At 49.9% G+C, this 23,417-nt stretch carries 24 protein-coding genes and 1 tRNA gene; 12 read left to right on the top strand and 13 right to left on the bottom strand.

Annotated elements, in window-relative coordinates:
• Positions 1-34: 34 nt before the first annotated feature.
• The 7 genes from HU175_RS05340 to HU175_RS05370 all read right to left on the bottom strand — a co-directional run bounded on the left by HU175_RS05340 (position 35) and on the right by HU175_RS05370 (position 8,333).
• On the bottom strand, positions 35-1,288 hold the full coding sequence (locus HU175_RS05340) for a hypothetical protein (protein WP_176565604.1): 1,254 nt from the start codon (positions 1,286-1,288) through the stop codon (positions 35-37).
• Positions 1,285-2,214 (bottom strand): hypothetical protein, encoded by a 930-nt coding sequence (locus tag HU175_RS05345; protein ID WP_176565605.1) that lies wholly within the window; start codon positions 2,212-2,214, stop codon positions 1,285-1,287. The genes HU175_RS05340 and HU175_RS05345 overlap by 4 nt, the downstream gene beginning before the upstream one ends.
• Positions 2,211-3,530, bottom strand: a complete 1,320-nt coding sequence (locus tag HU175_RS05350) for an OmpA family protein (RefSeq protein ID WP_176565606.1) — start codon at positions 3,528-3,530, stop codon at positions 2,211-2,213. Before HU175_RS05350 ends, HU175_RS05345 begins: the two co-directional genes overlap by 4 nt.
• 14 nt (positions 3,531-3,544) lie before the next feature.
• A complete protein-coding gene (locus tag HU175_RS05355; RefSeq protein ID WP_176565607.1) occupies positions 3,545-4,729 on the bottom strand; it encodes a hypothetical protein in 1,185 nt (394 codons plus the stop codon).
• Between the two features lie 18 nt (positions 4,730-4,747).
• A complete protein-coding gene (locus tag HU175_RS05360; RefSeq protein WP_176565608.1) occupies positions 4,748-5,578 on the bottom strand; it encodes a hypothetical protein in 831 nt (276 codons plus the stop codon).
• Between the two features lie 312 nt (positions 5,579-5,890).
• On the bottom strand, positions 5,891-7,453 hold the full coding sequence (locus HU175_RS05365; protein WP_317167793.1) for a DUF4394 domain-containing protein: 1,563 nt from the start codon (positions 7,451-7,453) through the stop codon (positions 5,891-5,893).
• Between the two features lie 130 nt (positions 7,454-7,583).
• Complete coding sequence (locus tag HU175_RS05370) at positions 7,584-8,333, bottom strand: Nif3-like dinuclear metal center hexameric protein (RefSeq protein ID WP_176565609.1); 750 nt, start codon at positions 8,331-8,333, stop codon at positions 7,584-7,586.
• A gap of 25 nt (positions 8,334-8,358) precedes the next feature.
• Here HU175_RS05370 and HU175_RS05375 point away from each other — a divergent pair, with 25 nt between their 5' ends.
• The 8 genes from HU175_RS05375 to HU175_RS05410 all read left to right on the top strand — a co-directional run bounded on the left by HU175_RS05375 (position 8,359) and on the right by HU175_RS05410 (position 15,127).
• Positions 8,359-8,511 (top strand): hypothetical protein, encoded by a 153-nt coding sequence (locus HU175_RS05375; RefSeq protein ID WP_176565610.1) that lies wholly within the window; start codon positions 8,359-8,361, stop codon positions 8,509-8,511.
• Between the two features lie 235 nt (positions 8,512-8,746).
• Entirely contained in the window at positions 8,747-10,132 is a 1,386-nt protein-coding gene (locus HU175_RS05380) for an MATE family efflux transporter (protein WP_176565611.1), read from the top strand.
• Between the two features lie 208 nt (positions 10,133-10,340).
• Positions 10,341-11,621 carry a GTPase HflX gene (gene hflX / locus HU175_RS05385; protein WP_176565612.1) on the top strand — a complete coding sequence of 427 codons (1,281 nt, stop codon included), beginning with the start codon at positions 10,341-10,343 and terminating at the stop codon, positions 11,619-11,621.
• Positions 11,622-11,679: 58 nt separating this feature from the next.
• Positions 11,680-11,751: transfer RNA gene (locus HU175_RS05390), tRNA-Arg, on the top strand.
• A gap of 594 nt (positions 11,752-12,345) precedes the next feature.
• Positions 12,346-12,906, top strand: a complete 561-nt coding sequence (locus HU175_RS05395) for an RNA polymerase sigma factor (RefSeq protein WP_228724329.1) — start codon at positions 12,346-12,348, stop codon at positions 12,904-12,906.
• Positions 12,907-13,125: 219 nt separating this feature from the next.
• Positions 13,126-13,443, top strand: coding sequence for a hypothetical protein (locus HU175_RS05400; RefSeq protein ID WP_176565613.1), 318 nt, complete (start codon positions 13,126-13,128; stop codon positions 13,441-13,443).
• A 127-nt stretch (positions 13,444-13,570) separates the two neighbouring features.
• Positions 13,571-14,395: an alpha/beta hydrolase gene (locus HU175_RS05405; RefSeq protein WP_176565614.1), complete on the top strand. Its 825-nt coding sequence runs from the start codon at positions 13,571-13,573 to the stop codon at positions 14,393-14,395.
• 123 nt (positions 14,396-14,518) lie between these two features.
• Positions 14,519-15,127 (top strand): Uma2 family endonuclease, encoded by a 609-nt coding sequence (locus HU175_RS05410; protein WP_228724330.1) that lies wholly within the window; start codon positions 14,519-14,521, stop codon positions 15,125-15,127.
• A gap of 3 nt (positions 15,128-15,130) precedes the next feature.
• Here the strand turns inward: HU175_RS05410 and rsgA are convergent, their stop codons facing one another.
• Together rsgA and HU175_RS05420 are read right to left on the bottom strand one after the other, a co-directional pair.
• Positions 15,131-16,060, bottom strand: coding sequence for a ribosome small subunit-dependent GTPase A (gene rsgA / locus HU175_RS05415; protein WP_176565615.1), 930 nt, complete (start codon positions 16,058-16,060; stop codon positions 15,131-15,133).
• Positions 16,061-16,143: 83 nt separating this feature from the next.
• Entirely contained in the window at positions 16,144-17,397 is a 1,254-nt protein-coding gene (locus tag HU175_RS05420; RefSeq protein WP_176565616.1) for a 3-deoxy-D-manno-octulosonic acid transferase, read from the bottom strand.
• Positions 17,398-17,455: 58 nt separating this feature from the next.
• Here HU175_RS05420 and HU175_RS05425 point away from each other — a divergent pair, with 58 nt between their 5' ends.
• Together HU175_RS05425 and ytxJ are read left to right on the top strand one after the other, a co-directional pair.
• Complete coding sequence (locus tag HU175_RS05425) at positions 17,456-17,764, top strand: phosphoribosylpyrophosphate synthetase (RefSeq protein WP_176565617.1); 309 nt, start codon at positions 17,456-17,458, stop codon at positions 17,762-17,764.
• A 57-nt stretch (positions 17,765-17,821) separates the two neighbouring features.
• The gene (ytxJ, locus tag HU175_RS05430; RefSeq protein ID WP_176565618.1) at positions 17,822-18,151 is read left to right on the top strand and encodes a bacillithiol system redox-active protein YtxJ; all 330 of its coding nucleotides are present in this window, start codon (positions 17,822-17,824) and stop codon (positions 18,149-18,151) included.
• A gap of 91 nt (positions 18,152-18,242) precedes the next feature.
• Here ytxJ and folB read toward each other — a convergent pair whose 3' ends face one another.
• The 3 genes from folB to HU175_RS05445 all read right to left on the bottom strand — a co-directional run bounded on the left by folB (position 18,243) and on the right by HU175_RS05445 (position 20,533).
• Positions 18,243-18,593: a dihydroneopterin aldolase gene (gene folB / locus HU175_RS05435; RefSeq protein ID WP_176565619.1), complete on the bottom strand. Its 351-nt coding sequence runs from the start codon at positions 18,591-18,593 to the stop codon at positions 18,243-18,245.
• Between the two features lie 12 nt (positions 18,594-18,605).
• On the bottom strand, positions 18,606-19,514 hold the full coding sequence (locus HU175_RS05440; protein WP_176565620.1) for a DivIVA domain-containing protein: 909 nt from the start codon (positions 19,512-19,514) through the stop codon (positions 18,606-18,608).
• 119 nt (positions 19,515-19,633) lie between these two features.
• Positions 19,634-20,533, bottom strand: a complete 900-nt coding sequence (locus tag HU175_RS05445; RefSeq protein ID WP_176565621.1) for a WD40 repeat domain-containing protein — start codon at positions 20,531-20,533, stop codon at positions 19,634-19,636.
• 95 nt (positions 20,534-20,628) lie between these two features.
• On the opposite strand from HU175_RS05445, the gene HU175_RS05450 reads away from it, so the two are divergent.
• Positions 20,629-21,282: a 4'-phosphopantetheinyl transferase family protein gene (locus HU175_RS05450; protein ID WP_176565622.1), complete on the top strand. Its 654-nt coding sequence runs from the start codon at positions 20,629-20,631 to the stop codon at positions 21,280-21,282.
• A gap of 34 nt (positions 21,283-21,316) precedes the next feature.
• On the opposite strand, the gene HU175_RS05455 is transcribed toward HU175_RS05450, so the two are convergent.
• On the bottom strand, positions 21,317-22,192 hold the full coding sequence (locus tag HU175_RS05455) for a transglutaminase-like domain-containing protein (protein ID WP_176565623.1): 876 nt from the start codon (positions 22,190-22,192) through the stop codon (positions 21,317-21,319).
• A 129-nt stretch (positions 22,193-22,321) separates the two neighbouring features.
• Here HU175_RS05455 and galE point away from each other — a divergent pair, with 129 nt between their 5' ends.
• Positions 22,322-23,368: a UDP-glucose 4-epimerase GalE gene (galE, locus tag HU175_RS05460; RefSeq protein ID WP_176565624.1), complete on the top strand. Its 1,047-nt coding sequence runs from the start codon at positions 22,322-22,324 to the stop codon at positions 23,366-23,368.
• Positions 23,369-23,417: the final 49 nt, after the last annotated feature.

Here is a 23,417-nt window from a genome sequence, read left to right on the forward strand (position 1 = left end):
AAGGGTAGGGCCCGTTCCGTTTTGTTGTTAGCTCTTATTTGCCTGATCTCAGCAATTGACGAATACCGTTGATGATCAGTCCGCTGCCGACAATCCCACCGCCATAGACGCCATAGATTCCCGGTTGAGCGTAGCTGGTAAACGACATTGGCTTAGCCGGAGAATCACCCGGTTGTTGGGAAAGAGTTTGCCAGACGGCGTACTCGGCGTTAAGCGATGTTAGTTTACCGGTGTAGTCATTATAGCTACGTTGAAGCGAGCTGTAACCAACGTAACTGGCTCCCAAAGCTGCCGTTCCAACGACGATTTGAAGCCAGGCAATCAGGCGTCTGGATGGAACCACCCGATTTAAGTAAAGGTGGGAACCGTTGGTTTGCCGAAAATCAAGCTTATGATCTTTATCCGTCAGTGTAATACTGACAAAAGCCTGACTGGTATTGTCGATTCTGCGATACTGGTAAGAACCTAGTGGGATGTTATCGGTAGTGGAGCGAATAACGGTGAGCCAATTTTTATCCCATTTAACCGATACAGAATCAATTGGATTAGCAATGCCTCTATATAGAAACTCCTTACCAGTGATAGGTTTCGCTGGTGCTATCCCTAGCGAAATCACCGGTTTCGTTTCGCTGTTAGTTAACCCTTCTCCCGGCTTAGGAAAACCTAGGCGAACAATGAACGTACGCCATTTTCCATCGATCTTTTCTACCCGTAACTCAGCAACGCGCTGGAGCGGCCGATAAGCAACATCGGTCTGGTTGTTCGGGTCGGTATATTTTCCGGTAAACGTTGAGGTGAAGAAAACTTTGACGTAATGAAAAGCTTTTCCTTCAATCAGCGTAGATGTGATGACTTGTGAGAATTTAATTGTCTCTTCGTCTGATTTCGAATAGAACAAAGCCAGATTTCTCAGGTACCGATCAACGGGTAAGTCGGCTGTAGTTTGCGATGATGTATGTCTTGGATCGATATCATCCTCTATGACAATGCCGTCGTTATAAAAGATCTGAGACGAATTAGGGGGGGGAGCAATTAAATAACTTTCCTTGATACTCTTGTCGAGTTGATTCTCGGTCGGAATCGTGGACGTTATCAGGACCAATAATTCTTCCAGATTTTTGATGGTGCTCTTAGCCTGAAACGTAATTTCATCCCGCTCCAATTTTGTGATAGTTGTATCACTATTGTTGACGTGAGCCACGTAAATCTTTTTGACGCCTTTCTGCGCCAGCACTGGCGTTCCAATTAGTACCAGGCCCAGTAAAAGGAAGATAAAGGTCTTTTTCATAAGCAATTGGTGTAAACGATACGCTGTTGGAAGCCGTCACCTCTGGCATAGCCCAGTGAATAGCCTGCTTTGGTGTAGGTATGTCTGTAAGTCAATGTTTCTGGTGTAGTACGTCCGTTCTGCGTCTGTGCAGCTGTAGTTTTAGTCAAATTATGGACGTATGAATGACCGCCCAGATCGAGCGATGGAATCCCTCGAAACAGCAGCTGAGTTTTGTTCCAGTACGGGTAGCTATCGTACTCGTACTTACGCATTATCTGAAGGGAACCTGCCACGGTAGAGTCACTTAGGAGCTGTCCCTGATTATCAAACCGATAAACAACTCTGGTTCCATTGGTAAGAGTACGGTTGATAATCTTTCCATTTGCGACAACCGCCGTTAAGGTTCCAGCTTCGGTAACCTGCGCCAACTTGCCATTATTGTCGAAGGTATAGCTACGTACCGGCTGCTGTTGCGCATTGGCTTCAACATAGGTCTTTACTTTGCCGCTCTCGTAGGTGTACCTGTTGTAACCGAGTGTTTGGCCTGATAAGGCATTATTGATAGTTACCTGTTGAATAAGCCCGTCCTGATAGGTATAGATGTACCCTCTGTTGTCGCGGGTCTGGCTGCCACCTGTATAAAGCGTAGTCTGATCAATCCGTGAAACCAGAAAATGGTCGGCGGAATAGGTGAAATTCTGACGGCTATTGTTTGTCAACGTGCCTTTCGACCATTGACGATACGTAATCTCCTCAACGTGCCCAAAGGTATTATAGGCGTAAGTCGTTGTGTCGCTTACACCTTCATTAATATTGGCGATACGGTAAATCTGGCAGGTTCCCGGAATACCAGAAGCGGGTATAGTCGGGTCCTGGTGACAGCCAATAACGGCCACTAGCAGAACGAACCAGGAAGCGTACTTTAGGGAGTAAATTTTTCTCATTGAGCGGTGATTAGTTTTAGCGACACCCGCCGGTTAAGCGCTCGATTCGTTTCGGTGTCGTTAGGAGCAATGGGTTGACGGCTACCAATGCCGTCTTTTGTGAGCTGGCTATCCGTGATTCCCTGATTCGTTAAAAATCTGGCCGTTGCCAGGGCCCGATAAAGGGATAGTGTTCGATTGACCTTCGGGTCGCCCACGTTATCCGTATGTCCGGTAATCCGAAGGGTGTCAGACGTATGGGCTTTCATGTACTGGGCTACCTGTTTCAGCACAGCCTGCGAATCGGACCGGAGCTGGTAGCTGCCTTGCTCGAAGTAAATCATCGGGATCGAATCGGGCAGGACCAAAGCCGGGCCAGCTGTTATGGCCTGAAGAGGAGCCACAGCTACGCGGGCCGGAGCTGTATTCTGAGCAGGCTGGTTGAGCGTAATGGCATTCAAGCCCGTAGCCAGACGAACCGGCCGACGGATGACTTTATCGCCGTACCGTACGAGTAACTCATAGGAACCCGGTACTGCTTCGTAGGATACGTACTGATTTGCAAAACCTGATAAGGCGAGCAAGGGGATTGTTTTTGTCGGGGCGCGGAGTTCGCAATACGTTGCATTAGGCGCATTGACAGAAAACAACGTTAGTTCACGTTGCAGCCGTATTTCGTGCTGCAGAGACTGGCCGTTCAACTGCTCAATAATCAGGTTGCCGTCGTAAGGTTGGTAACCAGTGGACCGAACTTCCAGCGCAATAATATCTTTCTGATCAAAATCACGTTCCAGCTTACCCAGGGCATTCGTCCCCAAGCAGCGTTTTTCGCCCGTTTTCGTGTGGAAAAAGCAAACACTGGATGAGAGTGGTTTCCCCAGAATGGCGTCGGTAACTAGAAACGTATTATGCTGGACAGCCTTACTGTCGCTGACTATACTGTCTGACTGGACGTAGCTGGTCTGTTCTGTCTGTAGATAAGGCGTATCCTGGTTTTGTCTGTCAACTGGTATAAACGGAATCATGACCGTAATTGGCTGATTGCGCTGGTTGGCCGAAAATCGGATCTGAACCGATTGTGATCGGTAGCCAGTGCATTCGATAGACAAAGCTGTTGTACCGCAGGGCAGGACCGCGGAAAAGGTGCCGGAGTCACCACTCATACTTACACGCTGGCGTCCTTTCGAGGTTCTAGCCAGTAAGCGAGCTGCACGTAACGGTTGGTGAGTGGCATAATCAAGCAGCGTTCCCTGGATATGGAGACACGATGAATCCGCCTGCTGTCCCTGTACCAGCAGAGGTATCGCACACAGCCATAGAACGAAAAGCTTAGCCAAGTTTTTATGACTCATTAGTCTGTAGCCGATACGCCAATTGACCCTAGTAGTAAAGCCCACTTTACATTAGTTTCTCCATCTACTGTTGTGACGTAGCGTTCCAGCTTGACCCGGACATTTTTCTGAGTTATATCCGTGTAGATGGTATTAGCACCATAGCCAATAAAGGTTTGCTGACCGGTTATCACACCGTAATAATTACCGTCTGTAGCCTGAGACAGCTCTTTGAGGAATTGTATTTCAGACCATTCAATATCAACCGATCTGTAGTTAAGCCGCTTTAAGTTGGTCAGATACGTACGTATTGGATACCGGCGAGAGCCAGGCTGGCTTTTGGAGGTTACTTCCATCGTTGAGCCCGGCATGAATAGTTTTACAGCTTGGTCAATAGCCTGATTTTTTTCGTAATCAGAACGTGATTTGTCTGCGATGGTTTTTAAATAAGACGCAAATTCTTCTACCTTTTCCAGAGACTTCTTGCGATAGTGTCTATAGTCAGCCTCGCTTAGAACTAGTTTATTGACTTGAGAATTGTTAGGCGCTGGAATAGGAGCATCTGGCTTAAGAACAGGGACTGGGTCTGGAGCTGGTGGCGTTTCTGGAGCAATAGGTGTTGTGGTTGCTGTAGGTTGAATAGGTGTAGAGGGCTGGGTAGATATGATATTGGCTCCTAATGGCTTTTTGATGGAGCTTAGCACAGAAGCCACCTCGGCCGGGGTCCGATCTTGCATCAAACTATGTCGCCCATCGCTGTGAAGAATAGCAACAAGCTCGCCCTTAGAAATAGACGCCGATTTACCGTCGCTCGTTAGGTAGTTGACGACGGCGTCGTTTTCGTACGAGATTTTAGCCGGAATGACTTCAAAGGGAACAGCCCGGAGAAGGAAATCTTTGTCCTGCCAGGCAGTTGTGGTCAGGAAAGTTTCCAGTTCCTTTTTCGCCTGTGCAGGGTCGGTGCTGAGGTTGTTGATGACCAGGAAATTACCTTTTCGAAAAGCGACCAGGATGTTCTGCCGCTGGAAACTGTACGTACTGAGTTTATCGCTCTGTTGTACAGTAAACGTAATACGATCGTCGGCAATATCCGTCAGACGTGCATTCTCAAGCTTATTGCCGTTCGCCGTATAGATGGCGTCCTGTCCGTACAGCACCGGAGATAAGCCAATCAGGAAAAATAAGACAAGTAGTTGTTGCTTCATAGTAGGTTGGATTAGCGACTAGCGCATGGATTTGACAAGCTGGTGGGTCGCATCGGTGATGAACGCTTCAAGTTCATCCTGGTCCAGAGTTTCCTGTGGTTTACGATTTAGCTTTTGAAGTTGCTTGATCTCCCCAGGCTTAAGCCATGGGTAAGAGGTAAAAATGCCTTTGGGTGAGCCTTTGCTGTATATGCCGCGGCATCCTGCTAAACACGGTGTGTAGTGAATCTTATAAGAGCCAACAATCTCATTCGTTTTTACATGGACCAACTTAAATTCTACCGATGCTCCTGTTGTTCTGTAGTCTCTTACAAGCTTTTCTTCATCATTTGAATCTATCAGGCAAACGTTCGTTGTGTAACCGACAGAATTGTCAATTCTTACTAATTCAAGAATAAGATCAGTATTGGTGAGAGAGGTAATTTTAGAATAATCAACACTTTGGTTATCATCTAAAACCTCATTAAATAATCCACGGTCTCGAACACTGAAGCCTTCTTTGAAAAGCTGTTTCTCAATCGAATTATATAGAGCAGTTTCATCATACAGAGATTCGACAAACTGAACTTTGGCTGATGATCTACCATTTCCAGATTGCCTTACTAATACAGGATTTACTATCTCTGACTGATGACTTCCTGTTCCTTGTGTGTTCGTCACACCTTTACGCGTATTGGGCACACGAAGTACAATACGGGGTGACTTGTTGACCAGCATGATCTCGGTCAGCATGTCAGCTGATGTTAACTCAGGCGGTTTCTGTGCAAACCGCACGACCGCTTTTTTGCTACAACTGATCTGAATCAAGGCGAGAAAAAAAACAAAAAGGGGTAGGTAGATATGCTTCATTAAACGGTTGGGAGAATGACAAGGATAGGTATGTATATTTTAGTAACTATTCATGCGTGAGGACGTCAAAAGTAGCTATGTCACCCAAAAGAGACTTGTCTATTTGAGACATTCACGTTTCTATTTAGGACATTCATGCTTTTTTTTGCTGAAAAAACCGTCTAAAACTACCTATAAGTATATACTGATTCTATTTATATTGACTAAACGGAGCTTGCTAATAAGAAAGTAATTAGAGATGTAACACATACATAAACAGAGCGGCCTCCCCTGTCTGGACAGGGGAGGCCGCTCTGTTTATGTATGTGTATCTTAGAAACCTAAGCCTACTGCCATACCCCGGACAGATGGGTTACCAGTCAGCGTAACGCCGTTCGACGCAGCGCCGGTCATCAGATTGACCGAGTAAACTTTGGTTTCGCCGTTCCAGCGGAACAGGCCGTAGCCCATACCCGTTGCGCCACCAATATCGAAGCCGTTACCACCTTCTAGCGGCATCCCAACGTTACCGATCAGTTCAAGACCACCGTTGTTTGGCGGATTCTGACGGAACAGCATCGGCATAGTTGAGCGGGTGTCGATGTCATACAAGGTTGTTGTCGTGGCGCCAGCGAAGTTATTCGTGTATGCTACTGACGTTACAACCGGCGATCCTGGATTCAGGCGGCCATCAATAGCAGCTACTGTACCGTTGTCGGGGTTTAGACGCAGATTCTGGCCGGAGTTGGTTACAACCCGAATCCGGTCAACGGTTGGGTTGAAATCAAAGCCAACGTCGGTACCTTCCAGAGCTGGGCTAAATGGCCCCGTACCCACTGCGGCAGCGGCACCGCTCGATGGATTGATGGTATAAATCCGGCTGGTGCTGCCAATGGCGTAGAGTTGGCCGTTAGCGGGGCGGAAGTCGAGTCCGTAGAGCGTTTCGCCCGATTGCAGCCCTGTAATTTGTTTGCTTGCCGTAACAACGCCCGTCTGTGGATTGAAAATGTGCAGCATGTTCATACCATCAGCCGTGTAAGCAACCGGATCGGTAGGGATGGCTAGGCCAACAATACTGTTTACAGGAAGATTGCCCAGCCGCTCAGCCATTCCCGTGCTGAGGTTGATCTGATAAAGTCCCTGTGTTACGCCGGCAATCAACGTAGCAATAGCTGTTCCGTCCGGAGCAATATCGAAGCTGCCCAATCCCGCAATGTTCACACCAAGCGGACCAACTTCTACCAGCGTACCGTTGTTAGGCGGGTCCTGCCGATACAGTTTGTCGGTTATTGGGTCGATGTCATACAAAGTCGTTGTTGTGACGCCCGAGCGGTTATTGGTGTAGGCTGCGCCGGAAAGAGCAACCATCGGCACACCGTTAATTGCACCGTCAATAGCGGCCGTCGTACCGGTTTCCGGATTCAGCCGGAGATTCTGACCGCCACTCGTAATCAGCCTGATCCGGTCGACGGTCGGGTTGAAGTCAAAGCCAATCATGTCACCGTTTACGGCCGGCGTAAATGGACCCGTTCCCAGGGGGGTCGCTACGCCGTTCATGAGATTGATCATGTACAGGCGGCTAGCCTTACTAACGCCGTAGAGCTGTCCCGTTGCCGGACGGAAATCGATACCAGCGAGCCGCTCTCCGCTTGGGATGCCTGTTAACGTAATCGTTTCCAGGGGGGTCGACGGATTCTGCGTGTTTAGCTTCAGAATCTGATTGTTGTCCGTCAGTACGTAAAACATGAAATTAGCCGACAGCCGGGCGTTGGCTGTAGACCCCGTTTCAGGGGCCAGGGGAGTCTGCACATCCCGGCAGGCCTCAAGTGATAGTAAAGCTGCCAGAGAAAGCAAACCAGCCGTGAAACGAATTCCTTTACCGTAAAGCATACGCATAAATAGGTTTAAACTATTTGGTAAACAGATTGAATGAATCAACTCTGTATGCCTTACGAGCTAGAAGCTTCTTTGGTTTTCAAAAGATTAAAATAAAGTTAAAAACGTATTAAGCGGTTAATCTGGTGACTTAGCCAAGGGCTCTGATTTCCACCTCCAACGTGGGCCAATGGGTACGTAACAGTGCTGCCAAAGCCTGCATACCCCATTCTTCGCTGCGTCGATGGCCAACAGCAACAACGGCCATACCCGTTTGATTAACGGCATCCTGTGCTGGCTTTCGGTATTGCCCCGTTACGTAGAGCTGCACGCCCTGATCGGCTGCTTCCTGAATCAGCTTATCGGTCATGGCTCCTACTACGGCCACGCGGCTGATCATCGTCTGATGACCCGCTTCTGCCCGGTCATACCCGCGAAACTGCTGACTTATCTCCTTCAGCCAGGCATCGAACTCGTGCGTATCCGCTTCGAACAGCATCCCGACTGCCCGCTGTGGAAGCGCGTTTCCGGTATCGGTCGTAGCCTGTTTAAAACCCAGCGGTACCAATGGACTGGTGGCTCCCAACGCCTGCGCCAGGGATGGATTATAGCCCATCGTCAGGGTCTCGTCGAAAGGTAGGTGGTTCGTCAGGATACCCAGGGCCGGCAGGACACTGGGGTCAAGCTGCCAGGGACGATGTAGCCAGATGGCATCGAGGTTGTTCATAAGTGCCCAGTTTTCCAGACCGGGCCAGGGTTCCAGTGCCAGACCTAACCGCTGGACAGGTTTATTCGTTGGGCGAAAGACTCCCCCCGCTTCGCTGGCAGGGTAGCGATTTACCGCAAATTGCTGGTGAAGAAACTGAGCAATATCGTCGATGAAAACAGGTTCGGAGTTCATATTTGTCTAACTGTAAGACCAATCTTTGGTTCGTGATCATAATTCGATTCTGTATACCGCTACGTCACTGGATGGACTTATTGCCCACTCGGAAGGCCGTATCAATTGGCTGGATGCTATTCCGAATACTGATCAGCTCGATCCTGGTTACGCTATTTTCAACCGATTACTCAACTGATCTTGGTAAGTCGGTACCGGTTGACTAGGTTTACAGCCGCAAACGGACTTGCATAAGGCGGTCCAACAACGCCGATGATTTTCTTCGCTTAAAAACCGCTACGCCGGTTTTCTCTTTTCGGGGTCACTACTTTCTACCAGCAGGCCGTCTCGGCCCGGTGATCCTTTTCTCTCTTTATCATATTCATGTGTCGTCACGGCCTGTCTGGGCTGCGGGACGTTTTGTCTTGTCATCAATGACCAAATTCGTTCGGTTATTCCTGGCCGCCTTGCGCGGTACGGAAACCAATTTCACGTCGGGTAGCATCAACCGGGCTATTTTTTTGCTATCCGTTCCCATGATTCTGGAAATGATCATGGAGTCTCTGTTTGCCGTGGTCGACATCTTTTTCGTCGCCAAAATCGGGACGGAAGCCATTGCAACAGTGGGCCTGACCGAGTCAGTCCTGACGCTGGTCTACGCGATGGCGGTCGGCCTGAGTACGGCGGCCACAGCGCTGGTGGCCCGTCGGGTTGGCGAAAATAACCATAAGGCTGCTAGTGCGGCTATCGGCCAGGTTGTGTTCGTTTCGATCTGCCTATCCATTCTGCTGGGAATTCCCGGCTTCCTATTGGCTGAGACAATCCTGCGGCTGATGGGGGCCGATAGTCAGCTGATTGGCAATGGGATTGGTTTCGTCCGGATGATTTTCGCCAGCGCTCCGGCCATCATTCTCCTGTACACGTTGAGTGCCTGCCTGCGCGGGTCGGGCGAAGCATCGACGGCGATGCGGTCGCTATGGCTGGCCAACGGCGTAAACATCATTCTTTGCCCGGTACTGATCTTCGGATTGGGGCCGTTTCCGGCGCTTGGCGTACTGGGATCGGCGGTGGCCACTACGGCCGGTCGGAGTATGGGCGTATTATATCAGCTTTATGCTTTAAGTCGTCCGGATAATTCGGTCCGGTTTGGCTGGGAGAATGTCCGACCTGATATGTCAATCATCCGGAATCTGCTTAAACTGGCTGCGGGCGGAACAGGTCAGTTTCTGATCGGGTCGGCGAGCTGGGTATTCCTGACGCGGCTGCTGTCGACTTTTGGCAGCGATATTGTTGCTGGTTACACCATTGCCATTCGCATCATTGTGTTCACAATCCTGCCGTCGTGGGGGCTGGCGAATGCGGCCGCTACGTTAGTCGGGCAGAACGTGGGCGCTCACCAGCCGGACCGTGCCGAAACCTCAGCCTGGCGGGCGGCTTTCTGCAATATGCTGTTTCTGGTTACTGTCGGGATTGGTTTCTACATAGGTGCTGCAGACGTTGTGCGCCTGTTTAACCAGGAGCCGCGTATTGTCGAAGTGGCTGTCGAGTGCCTGCGGGTGTTCTGTCTGGGCTATGTATTCATGGCGTATGGGATGGTGCTGACACAGGCCATCAACGGGGCCGGTGATACACGGACACCGACGCTGATTAACCTGGTGTGTTTCTGGGCCGTTGAGATTCCACTGGCTTACACGCTGGCTAATGTGCTGAACTGGGGTCCGCCGGGTGTGTTCTGGTCGGTGGCCATCAGCGAAACCCTGCTGGCTATGATTGCGATCTGGGTATTTCGTCAGGGACGCTGGAAAACCATTCAGTTATAGCGCACTAGCCCAAAGAATCCCATTTTTTTACCGAAACTTTTCCCCAAACAGTCCCGTTATTTAGCTATGAAGTAATTACCTCCCTCCACCGACTGATCTGTACGTTTCTCAACGGATGCCCCTTCGCGGCAATCAGATTATTTTATGCGCTCCTTGCCGGACGTATCCACTCAGGAGCGAGTTCTTCATTTCATCCAGCCTTTTTTCTATGATTGATACACATAAACAGCCCGAAACCGCCGTGCTGGTGGCGCTGATTACGCAGAAGCAAACCGCCGACCAGACCAAAGAATACCTCGATGAACTTGCCTTCCTGGCTGAGACATCCGGGGTGAAAACCATTAAATCGTTCACGCAGAAACTCGACCGGCCCGACACCCGTACCTTCGTAGGAAAAGGCAAGCTGGAAGAGATTCAAACGTTTATTCTCGACAATCCCGTTGATACGGTCATTTTCGATGATGACTTGACCCCAGCGCAGGTGCGTAACCTGGAGGCCGAGTTCAAGGAAATCAAAGTGCTCGACCGAAGCCTGCTGATCCTGAATATCTTCTCCATGCGGGCGCAGACTGCCCAGTCGCGGGTGCAGGTGGAGTTGGCGCAATACCAATATCTCTACCCCCGACTTACCCGGATGTGGACCCACTTAAGCCGCCAGAAAGGTGGCGCGGGGATGCGGGGACCAGGGGAGAAAGAGCTGGAAACTGACCGGCGGATTGTGAAGGACCGAATTGCGTTCCTGAAAGAAAAACTCTCAAAGATCGACAAGCAGAGCGTTACGCGCCGGAAGGAACGTGACCGGCTGGTGCGAGTTGCGTTGGTTGGCTACACGAACGTTGGTAAATCGACGCTGATGCGGACGATGGCAAAAACCGACGTCTTTGCCGAAAACAAGCTGTTTGCTACGGTCGATTCGACGGTGCGTAAAGTGACACTGGGCAATATTCCGTTTCTGCTTACCGATACGGTTGGGTTTATCCGGAAGTTGCCCACAACGCTGATCGAGGCCTTTAAATCGACGCTGGATGAGGTGCGCGAAGCTGATGTTCTGGTGCACGTTGTGGACGTATCACACCCACTGTTCGAAGAGCAGATCGAAGTGGTAAACGCTACGCTGGCCGATATCAAAGCCGCAGATAAGCCCATGGTGCTGGTCTTCAACAAAATGGACCAATTCAACCCACGAAAAGAATGGCAGGAGCAGACAGACGGTATTGGTACCGATTATTTCGAGGAAGATAGCCACGAGGTAGCAATTGTTCCGGCCGATGTGCAGCGTAAAACGGCACTGGAACATCTGAAAAAGACGTACCTGGCGCAGAAAGCCGACCATGTTGTGTTTATTTCAGCGCAGACCGGGGAGAACATCAGTGAGTTACGCGAGCTGTTATACGACCTGGTCAAGGAGAAGCACTACTACATTTATCCGAACTGGGTGAACGTACCGCTGGCCGAAACGGCCGAATACGGCGATGGTTTGGCAGGTTAATCGATTTTCCAGTATTTTGCAGGGAGTAGCGAGCGGCTGACGAGGCCGCTCGTTTTTTGGTCCCGTAGTTCAACGGATAGAATAGACGTTTCCTAAACGTTTGATATGGGTTCGATTCCCGTCGGGACCACAAAAGCCTCATTTCCATAACGGAGATGAGGCTTTTTTATTAAGCGAGAACTTCGCCATGAAACTAGTTGATCTCGTCTGACTCAAGCTGATCGACTTGGAAACGTCTGGTCGGCGAGACAGTCAGCGCTACGTGTGATCTGTTCTGACAAATCAGCTTTGGGGTAAAGAAGCAACTGCAATAGACTGCTTCGCAATGGGTGGCTATGAAATTAAGTTTACAGGTATGTATATTTATTAAACAAAAATACTTACTGATTGCAACTACGAATAGTAACTTATACAGTGAACGACATAAGTCGTACTGATAAAGTAGGCGATGATTCTATGGTGTCTACTAAACCTATAATAAGTTGAACATGTGTATCCTAACTGATTTATGAGTGTCTAATAGCTAATTTAATAGTCTTATAATTATAGATAGTGTAACTATAGAATGTATTTTTAAAATATTTGCAAAACATTTGCTCCGTAAAAATACTTAAGGAATTTTTTAGCGTATATATAATTGATGTATATACATCTAGTTTCCCATTCGTGTAGATTGCTTACTTAACCAGTAATTATCTTTTCAAACACTATACTAATTTAAACTGTGAAACCCACTCGACTGGCAGATGAGCAACTCGTTGCCTGCTATCAACAAACTAGTGATGAAGATTGCTTCGAAATGCTTTATCAGCGCTACGTTGGCAAAGTGTATCAGAAATGCCTGACCATGACGAAAGATGCTGACCTTGCTGAAGACTACACGCAGGACATCTTTATAAAAGTCTTTAATAAGATTGACTCTTTTCAGGAGCGATCTAAATTTTCAACCTGGCTCTACTCCATCTCCCATCACTACTGCCTGGATCAGATCCGGGTGGGCAAACGCATGGTTCATGAGTCCTGGTCGGATACGCTGCAGGACCAGCTTCCCGACGATAATGAAGAGAATATAATGGCAGTACGCCTGAGCGACCTCGGAAAGCTGTTAGAGGGTATTCCAGTTGAGGAAGTATCATTTCTGCAACTGAAATATGAACAGAACATGTCCATCAGAGACATTGCCAAATTGCATAAACTATCGGAGAGTGCGGTCAAGATGCGCCTGAAACGAACGCGCGACAGACTCTACGAACGCCATAAAGCGTATCAAAGTAAAGACTGGTAAACTATACACTCTTGTAAGGGGGGAGAGCAGCAATGATCGAATTTATTAACATTGAAACCGGACGGGAATAACTGTACTAGTTGTCCTTTCCGCCTTTGTCTCTCTTTGGGCAGGGACGTCTGCGTCCTGTGACACAGAGGTGTAGACGCATTGTTACTAAACGGTAGGTAACCTGTTTGGCTTGCAATGTAGATTAGCACATAAGCTATCTCATTAATTATGAAGAAGTTACTTGTGTTTGCCGGTCTTTCTGTTGTGTTAAATAGTTGTGCCCGAACAGAGCATTATTATCGAACCGAAACCGCTTATGATCTCCACACCCGGCGGTCTGATCAGAGCCCAATCCGTACCACAATCCGTCAGGGCGATACACTAGTGAGTAATTCCCGGCTGCGCAATCCAAACGGGCGCTTTGTTCGGGTACGTCATGGCAACCACGACGGCTACGTACAATTCTGGGGACAGCGCTACCTGTCATCCGCTAAATCTGGCAAGCTGCAACCAGCCAGAAGTACTACTATTGCTACTACAAAGTAAGGCAACGATGGGTTTGTGATAGTCGGTCTCGTAAAGAGTATAAAGCGTAACACATCAGTTTTCTTAGCTAGTAACTATATTTCTGACCCAACCTGCAGTAATATCTGACAGGCTGGGCTACCAAGCTATGAGAAAACTGTTTTTATTCCTGTTCGCGCTGATCGTTGTATCGGCTAATGCCCAGCAGACATACACAACACAGACCAATATCCCCTACTATCCGGAGTCGGTTGCAGCTAACGATCCTTACATCAAGTCACAATGTCTGTTAGACATTCATTATCCTAAAGGCGCTAAAAACGTAGCGACCATCGTCTGGTTCCACGGGGGTGGTCTGACGGCGGGCCGGAAGGAGATTCCTAAAGCTTTACAGGAGAAGGGCTACGCTATAATTGGCGTTGGATATCGCCTGTCTCCCAAGGTGAAAGGCCCCGCCTATATTGACGACGCAGCGGCCGCCGTTGCCTGGGCGTTCAAGCACATTGCAGAATATGGTGGAGACCCAAAGCTGATTTTTGTTTCCGGACATTCGGCGGGTGGGTACCTGGGCATGATGCTGACGCTGGATAAGTCATACCTGGCGCGTTATGATCTCGATGCCAACCGTATTGCGGGCCTCATCCCGTTCAGCGGTCAGGCGATTACTCATTTCACGATCCGCCAGGAGCAGGGCATCAAAGACACACAGCCCACCATCGATAAATATTCGCCCCTATACCACGTCCGGGCCGACGCTCCCCCAATGCTGCTTATCACGGGCGACGCCGAGATGGAATTACTTGGACGCTACGAGGAAAACGCGTACCTGAACCGGATGATGAAGCTGGCGGGGCATCAGCGTACCCGGCTTTTTCAGTTACAGGGCTACGACCACGGTGGTATGGCCGAACCGGCTTTTCCCCTACTGCTTAAAGAGGTAGCAGCACGGCTGAAAGAGTTGATGAGTAAATAAAAAATACTGTGCCGGGAGATCAGTGCTGAGTCCGGTCTGAGAAGTAAACCGAAGCCGATTTGCAGGCTACCATGCCGAACTAGCTGTGAAAATCTTTGTACATTAGCCTAAATCAACGAGGTTATGGCAACAGAAATGGTAGCTCCGGAACTTGACGCAGCACAACAACCTATTCCGTCGTATCTGATTTACGAAACGCTCAACGGAAGACCTCTCTATCGTAAAGGGTACAAGGATGTATTGGCTAACCGAAAGACTCCTGGTGAAATTACGGGTTGTCGTTATCTACAGGCAATCATTGTCTCTGCGTTATACCTGTATTTAGGCACTCAAACAGATCGTAAGAAGTATTGGGTTGTCACCAATGAGCCTGGCCTACACATTCAACTGGGTGATAATCTGTCCAACGACATTGCTTTTTACCTTAAACAGGACGTAACGGTTAAAGGCAAGTTTTTTGACGTAGCGCCAAAGGTTGTTGTAGAGGTAGACATCAAGGTTGACTTCGAGGCATTTCCGGCAAAAGCAATGGATTATGTCTATGAGAAAACACAGGCCATGCTCGACTTCGGTACGGAACGCGTCATCTGGATAACGACCCAATCGCGGAAAGTGCTGGTAGCAACGCAGGGTGAAACCTGGCTGACCCTTAACTGGGACGCTACCATTCCTGTACTCGACGACGTAACGCTGACTATTGCAGACGTACTGACCGAAGAAGGGGTAATCTAGTAATTACCGCCGGTTGTCCCCCCCCTCCATCATGCTTAGGTAGCTCATGTAGCGACTTTCGGCGATTTCGTCTTCGGCAACGGCTTCCTTAATAGCACAGCCTGGTTCGTTGAGGTGCAGGCAGTTATGGAAACGGCATTGATTCAGCCGGTCGCGCATTTCGGGGAAGTAATGGCCAATCTCTTCTTTTGATGTGTCCATTAGCCCCAGTTCTTTAATACCGGGCGTATCGATGATGAACGTATCGGGAGTCAGTTCAAACATCTCCGCGAAGGTGGTCGTGTGAACACCTTTATTGGCGAACGTAGACACTTCGTTGGTACGTAGGTTCAGGTCGGGGGAAACCGCGTTTACGAGCGATGATTTGCCAACGCCCGAGTGGCCCGATAGTAACGTTACCTTGTGGTCGAGCAACTGCCGGAAGTTTTCGACACCTTCACCCTCAGTAGCCGAAGTTACCAGGCACTGATAGCCAATACGTTCGTAGATGTCGATAATCTCCTGCTGATAGACCAGCCCCTCGTCGTTCAGAATATCGCTTTTGTTGAAGACAATCGTCGTGGGAATCCGGAACGACTCGGCGGAAACTAGAAACCGGTCAATGAATCCTAGGGACGTACGCGGCATGGCCAGTGTGGCCAGCAAAACGGCCTGGTCGATATTGGCTGCCAGGATATGACCGTGCGCGGTTTTGTGGACCGACTGGCGGATAATGTAATTCTCGCGGGGCGCAATGTCGGTGATGATGGCGGTGTTTTCGGCCTCGTCTTCAACGTCAAACGTAACCCGGTCGCCCACGGCAATCGGGTTGGTCACCTTCAGTCCTTTAATTTTAAACTTGCCCTTAAGTCGTCCCTGAAAAATATGCCCGTCCGTATTACGAACGTCATACCAGGAGCCAGTCGAGCGGAGGATTAAGCCAGTGTGTGACAAGGAATCAAAGAGTGAAAGAGTGAAAGAGTGAAAGAGTGAAACCGGGGCGGAGCCAAGAGCGATTGTTGATTGCTTTCTCTCTTTTACTCTTTCACTCTTTCGCTAAGCAGTAATGCTGCTGTTATCTGCATAACCTTTGCCGTCGCACCAATGTTCCGCTGGACGTAAGCGCGGCTAATATGGGCGGCCTCTGCCTGGCTGATATACTGTTTGTTGAACGCCTGAATAAAGGTTTCGGTATCGCGTACGGGGAAGGCCGCTCCCTCGGCAACCAGATCAACGGCCTCCTGAAACTTGATATAGCTGGGACCGAAAAACAAGGGCATCCCGAACGTAGCGGCTTCCAGAATGTTATGAAGCCCTTTACCAAAGGCTCCGCCGATGTACGCAAACTCGCCGTACTGGTATAACGACGACAGCATACCCACGTTGTCGATGAAAAGAATGTCTGCTGCGGAAACAGTCAGCTCGTCGGTTTGCGAAAAACGAACGGATGGTTTCGTTAACTGAACTCGCCAACGCTCAATCTCCTCTTCGTGCACATCGTGTGGCGCAATGATAACTTTTAATGGTTGATTGAACTGATTCAGAAAGGGAATCAGTATGTCCATATCCGACTGCCAGGCGCTGCCGACAACGAGCAGGGGCAGGCTATCCTTAAACGCCTGCGCAATAGGAATTGCTTTTTTGGCTTCAGCTACCTGCGCTACGCGGTCAAAGCGGGTATCTCCCGCCAATGTTACGTTCGTAACGCCAATACGTTGCAGTAAGCCGACCGATTCCTGATTCTGGACCAAGATGTGATCAAAATAACTCAGCAGATTCCGGTAGAACGTACCGTGGGGTTTAAAAAATAATTGGTCGGGGCGGAAGATGGCCGAGAAAGAAATAACCGGTATGCGAGCCGCTTTCAGTTCGCGGAGGTAGTTATACCAGAATTCGTATTTAATGAAAAACGCGATCTGGGGACTGACCAACTGGACAAACTCGCGGGCGTTGGCGGGTGTGTCGGCGGGCAGGTAAAGGATGTAATCTGCTCCGGCGTAGTTTTTACGAATTTCATACCCGGAAGGAGAGAAGAATGTGAGCAGTATCTTATATGTGGGATACTGCTGGCGGAATGCTTCCATCACTGGACGACCCTGTTCAAACTCACCCAGCGAAGCCGCGTGGAACCAGGCAATCGGAGCGGTGTTGCCTGCTAACTTCTGCGTTAGCGCATCGGCCCAGTTTTGCCGGCCTTCGACCCACTGCTTCGCTTTGGGATTGAAGGGGGTTACCAGTCGCAGCAAGGTCTGGTACGCAAAGATGCCGGTGTTATAAAAGCTCGAAAACAAGCCAATACGCGGTTGGTTATAGACAAAGCTACAAACTCACGGCTAAACCACCCCAACTATGCAAAGTTATGATACGCTTGTCGAAGCGCTGGACGGACTCCGTCAGCAGGGCTTCACGCAGGATTACAACCTGAAAGAAGATCGTCTGAAATGTCAGCAAACTAGCCTTGAACTGCATCCGGCCGATTTCGAAATTGTTGACGTGTACCGATTCGAAGGAATGACCGACCCCGACGATGAAACGGTTCTGTACGCCATAAAAGCAAAAGACGGTCAGAGAGGAACACTGGTCGATGCGTATGGCGCGTATGCAGAAGCGATCTCGCCCGAAATGGCCGAAAAGCTGTCAGTGCGTCCAGGTAAGTAACGAACTTTTTGCCACATGAAATGATTTAGTTATTTACAGATTACGTGTCGCTATACGATGAACTGGAACAAACTAAACAGCGATAGCCAACTCGCTGCAATCAAAGAAGAGTCAGAAAATCAACCCGTACTGATTTTTAAGCACAGCACGACCTGCTCGATTAGTGCGATGGCGCTGAGCCGTATGGAACGGAACTGGAACGAGCAGCTTGGGGTCAAACCGTATTACCTCGATTTGCTGGCTAACCGGGCTATCTCGAATAAAATCGTCACGGAATTTGGTGTCGATCATGAATCACCTCAGGTGCTGTTGATCCGTAATGGCGAGTGCGTCTACGATGCGTCGCACATGTCGATCTCGTTCGCCGGGCTGCAGCAGGCGGTATAAAAAAAGAGGAGGAAAGGGAGGAGAGGGACGAAAGGAGATAAGCAGACTTACTTTTGCTTTCCCTTTATCCCCTCTCCTCCCTTTCCTCTTTTTATCCTCTCAAAGTTATCCTCGCCCGATGGCAGACGCCACCGATGGGTGGGTTGAATTTGGAAACGCCTACTTCAACGGACTGGAGCGTGGGATAGACTCCGCGAATTTCCTGGATGATCCGGTGGGCGACGTGTTCGAGCAGGCGGGCGGGTTGTTTCATTACGTCAGCCGTTATCCGGTATAACACTTCGTAATTGACCGTAGCGCTCAGCCGATCCTGCTCGGCGGCTTCCAGAAAGTTGGCCGTAACCGTAATGTCTACCGAATATTTATTGCCAATCTTCTGCTCCTCGTCGTAAAAGCCGTGGTAGGAAAAAAACTCGAGTCCTTCCAGACTAATGGTTCCCATAAAAACTGGCGACTAGATCTGATCGAAGAAAGATCCTCCCCGCTGTGGCGCTGGCGCCGGTTCGGGCGTTGATTCCGATTTAGGGTCTTCCGTTACGTCCGACGTATTAACCTCGGCTAATACCGATTCAGGAGCTGTCTGTGTCTGGTCGAGCGATGTTTCCGGATCGGTTGACTCTAATTTTTCTTCAGGCGGCTCACTGCCACTACTATTGGTTACCGGGATGGACTCCGGGATCGACGTTTCCCGCTCGGTCAGTGGTGGTAAGTCGTCTACCGGATCGGGAGCGGGAAGGGCTGCTACGGGCGCTTCGTAATCCGGTTTATTTAAACTGGCTGCCTGCTCTTTATCGACCGTGATCTGCTCGACTACTTCGTCGATCTTTCCTTTCAGATCCTGCTGAGCAAACTTCTTTTCAAATCGATCAACGCTGTCGATGGCGTTGTTGGCCATCTGACGAATCTGCGTGGTCAGGCTTTCTTTATAACCTTCCAGGGCCTTGAAATCATTTTCAATGACTTTCAGGTCGTTCAGAATATTATCCTTTAGAAATCGGGATTGATTTTCAGCGTCCTGTACCATCAGGACTGACCGTTTGCGGGCGTCGGCCAGAAGATCATCGGCTTTTTGACGAGCTTCGCCCAGGTATTGCTCAGCCGCTTTGTTCGCCTGCTCAGTAATTTGAGTGCTGGTATCTTCGGCGGTTTTCAGCGTCCGGAACAGCGTCATTTCTACTTCTTTCAGCTTGCCCAGCTCTTTTTCGGCCAGTTCAAGCTGCATTTTCAACATTTTATAGTCATTCGTTACCCGCTCCCATTCCTGAGAAAGCGAGATCAAGAACGAGTCGACATCTTCGGGTTTGTAACCGCGCAACCCTTTCTCGAACGTATGCTGCCGGATTTCAATGGGCGTAATTTTCATTGGTGCGCTTCGGAGTTTAATCTACTGATATTTATCTGACGGTGGTGAAATAACGTCCTTATTATGGATTTTACAAAAAAATGCAAGGATACATGCTATTTTCTGTAAGAACGGGGGGATCAGTCCAGTTTCCAGACGGAGATAGTTCGGTCGTCGCTCCCAGAGAGTAAGCGCTGCGGGTCAGTGGTCCAGAGCAGTTTGTTTATGGATGTACCGTGACCAGCATGCCGGGCCCGGTCAACCACTTTCAGCAAACGGTATGTATCGGCATCCCAGATCTTGATGGATTTGTCCATGCTGGCCGTGGCCACAAGCGAACCATCCGGACTGAAGGCGACATGATTGATGGCAAACATATGGGCTACAATATCCTGGTGCAGTACATACTCTCGTTCAGTGTCCCATATTTTCAGGTGCGCATCCCGACCCGCCGATAGCAGAAACCGGAAATTGGGGGAATAAGCCAGCGTAAAAACAGAATTTGTGTGACCAGAAAGAATCCGCTTTAAGTCAAGCGTTTCAAGGTCGAAAATGCGGATCGTATGATCGCTGTAGCCAACGGCCAGTTCCCGTTCAACGGGGTTGATGGCTATACTGCGGGCCGACTGATTCGACGCTTTCAAATGCTTCCGAACGGCCAGCTGATCGGTATCCAGCACGATGACAACGCCATCGGACAGAGCAATGAAAGCATTCGTTTTATAGAAGGCAATGTCGAAAATGGCTGCCGAAGTTAGCTTGACAGAAGCTGCCTCCTGTTTGGTTTCGGGGTCGATCAGGTGAACCCCTTCGTAATTTTGCCCGACCCATAACAGACCGGAGACCGGATGACGGGCCAGGGCATAGACCGAGGCTGGAACACGGGCAACCAGCTCGCCCAGATCGGGACGATTCAACTGCCAGCGTACGACCAGGCCGTCTCCCCCCGCCGAGAAAAAATGATCGGGTTTCGAATCGCCCGCGAGCGTGTAGACGCAGTCGGTATGACCCCCGAACGTATCAATTTTTTGAACAATCATACCGGCGTAACACGCAAAGCCCGGTTTTCGGCACCACGCCCGTAAACTTCCTGAACGTATCTTGCGTTGTTGGCCCAAAATTACACCAAAACCCCATGTCGCAACTGACTACGCTACAACTAAGCGCTGACTGTACCGCCATACTCTTTGCCATCGGTGAGGAAGCGACGGAACAGTCATTACGTGCCTGCCTGCCGCTGACCGACCCTGAACTAGCCGATCTGGCGGCTATCAGGCATCCGGCGCAGCGGCTGGAGTGGCTGGGGTGCCGGGTAGCGATTCAGCAATTGATTCAGGCGCAGGGCGTGTCCTATGCAGGACTATGGAAGGATGAATACGGCAAACCGCACCCGATTGGGTTAGGCTGGCATATTTCGCTCTCGCATACGAGCGGCTGGGCATCAGCCGTTCTGCACCGATCACAACCTGTTGGCATCGATATTGAGCCCATCCGCGAGCAGTTTCGGCGGGTGGTGCCTCGTGTACTGTCCGAAGCGGAGATTACTCATGCTGCCGGTATGCCCCAGCGGTTGGCGGTGTACTGGTGCGCTAAAGAAGCCTTGTATAAACTCTACGGCAAACGCCAGCTTACTTTCCGCGAGCACTTAATGGTCGAGCCTTTTGCCGATGAAGATGAGCAATTAATGGGACACGTAGTGCTGCCCCAGTCGCATGAACAACCGGGGCACGCATCTGTCACGATCCGCTGTTTTCGAACGGGGCCGGGCCTGCTGGCGGTGGCTTATTAACAAAGAAGTCCGGACGTAATGCCCGGACTTTCGTTTACCGTTGGGTATAATCGGAGAGGGGTAACCCATCGCCATCGTCCCGAACTGCATCCATAATTTGTTCAACTTCCTTTACCCGGTCGGTATCACCGTTTTTCTCGAACGCCAGCGTCAGGTTACGTAGTACCCGCCGAACAATGTCGGCGTTGGTGCAGGGCTGATAAAACGTATCGAGCCGTTTCAGGTTTAACTGATCAATGTATTGATCAATGTCTTTCTTGGTGAAAATCAGCCCCCGATTAAAGACATTGATGTAAAACTGCACACCGTTCTCATTCTTATACGTCAGCACAAACAGATTCGGTAGGTTTACGCCGTAGACGGGCAGATTCAGCCGCCGGGCAATCAGCATGTACAGAACACAGAGCGTGATTGGGTTTCCCCGGCGCGATTCCAGCACCTGATTGATCATGGAGTTGACCGGTGAATGGAAATGCTTCGTGTTTGGCGAGAACTTGAGTTTGGTGAAAAACGCGCTGTTCATCGCTTTGATCTGCTCATCGGGGTGCATATCCAACTTGAAATCCACCCATACGTCATAGAACAACTGCTCCACGTCGAGCCGGAGTTTGTCCAGCGACAGATCCGGATATTGGTACGTAGCCACGATCCAGAGGCCTTCGAGCAAATCCATCGCGCCCCCGCTTTTCCACTCGCGCATGCGGTCCAGAACCGATTCATACTGAAGATCATGAATAATTTCTTCAATACGCTTTTGCAACTTCGGATTGAAACTCCCTTCCCACTCGGTTTCCAGCAGGGGAATCATCTGCCCGCCTAATTGTCGAATTTGCTGCTCAACGTGTTCAACAACCTCGCGGTCGTCGTCGTCCAGCAGCGAAATAAGGGCCTTCAATTCATTTTCATTCATACGCTTCTACCTCGTTGTCAGTGCGCCCACAATAAAAATCACTTTCGGAAACCTACTGAATATACTACTTTTGTCAGGCTTTGCGAGCCGCTCGGCTAAAATACTAACAAAAATTTTATAAAAAACGGTTTGATTTCCACAGGCAATTCTCCCAAAATCCTGGTTACCGGCGGGGCTGGTTTTATTGGATCGCACACAGTTGTTTCGTTGGTTGAGGCCGGATTCGAACCGGTCATTGTCGACGATTTTTCCAATTCTGAACGATCGGCGCTGGACGGTATCCGGGCGATTCTTGGCCGAAACGTAGCGTTCTATCAGGCCGATTGTAATGATGCGGCCGCCATGGAGTCGATCTTTCAGAAAGAACAGTTATCGGGCGTCATTCACTTTGCTGCTTACAAAGCCGTTGGCGAATCAACCCGCGAGCCGCTCAAATACTACCGAAACAACCTCGATTCGCTGCTGCTCCTGCTGGAGTTGATGCCGAAATACAGCGTACCGAACCTGGTATTTTCGTCATCCTGTACCGTTTATGGTCAGCCAGAGCAGCTTCCCGTTACGGAAGAAACACCCCGCCTGCCTGCTCAATCTCCCTACGGAAACACGAAAGCAATCTGCGAAGACATCATCCGCGACGCAGTACATGCACAAACGCCCCTGAAAGCCATTGCGCTACGGTATTTCAACCCCGTTGGGGCGCACCCATCGGCCGAGATTGGTGAACTACCCCTGGGCGTTCCAGCAAATCTGGTGCCGTTCATTACGCAGACAGCCGCTGGTATTCGTTCGAGCCTGACTGTGTACGGCGATGATTACAACACGCCCGACGGAACCTGTATCCGGGATTACATTCACGTCATGGACCTGGCCGAAGCCCACGTACAGGCGCTGCGTAAACTGAGCGAAAATACGGCTGAGTCGCTGTATGATGTGATTAACATCGGCACAGGCCGGGGTGAGACGGTATTGAACATCATCAAAACCTTCGAGCAGGTAACTGGCGTCAAACTGAATTACAGCATCGGGCCACGTCGTCCGGGTGATGTTGAACAGGTGTATGCCGACGTAACGAAAGCGAACACCGAACTGGAGTGGACGGCAAGTCGGTCGCTGGCCGAATCGCTGGAAGATGCCTGGCGGTGGCAGCAGAAATTAAGTGTAGAAGCAAAATCATAACGAAACGAAGCACGGCGGGTAGCTCTGTCGATTACCCGTGACGCGTTAT

This window comes from Spirosoma sp. KUDC1026 (genome assembly GCF_013375035.1).
GTDB lineage: Bacteria > Bacteroidota > Bacteroidia > Cytophagales > Spirosomataceae > Spirosoma.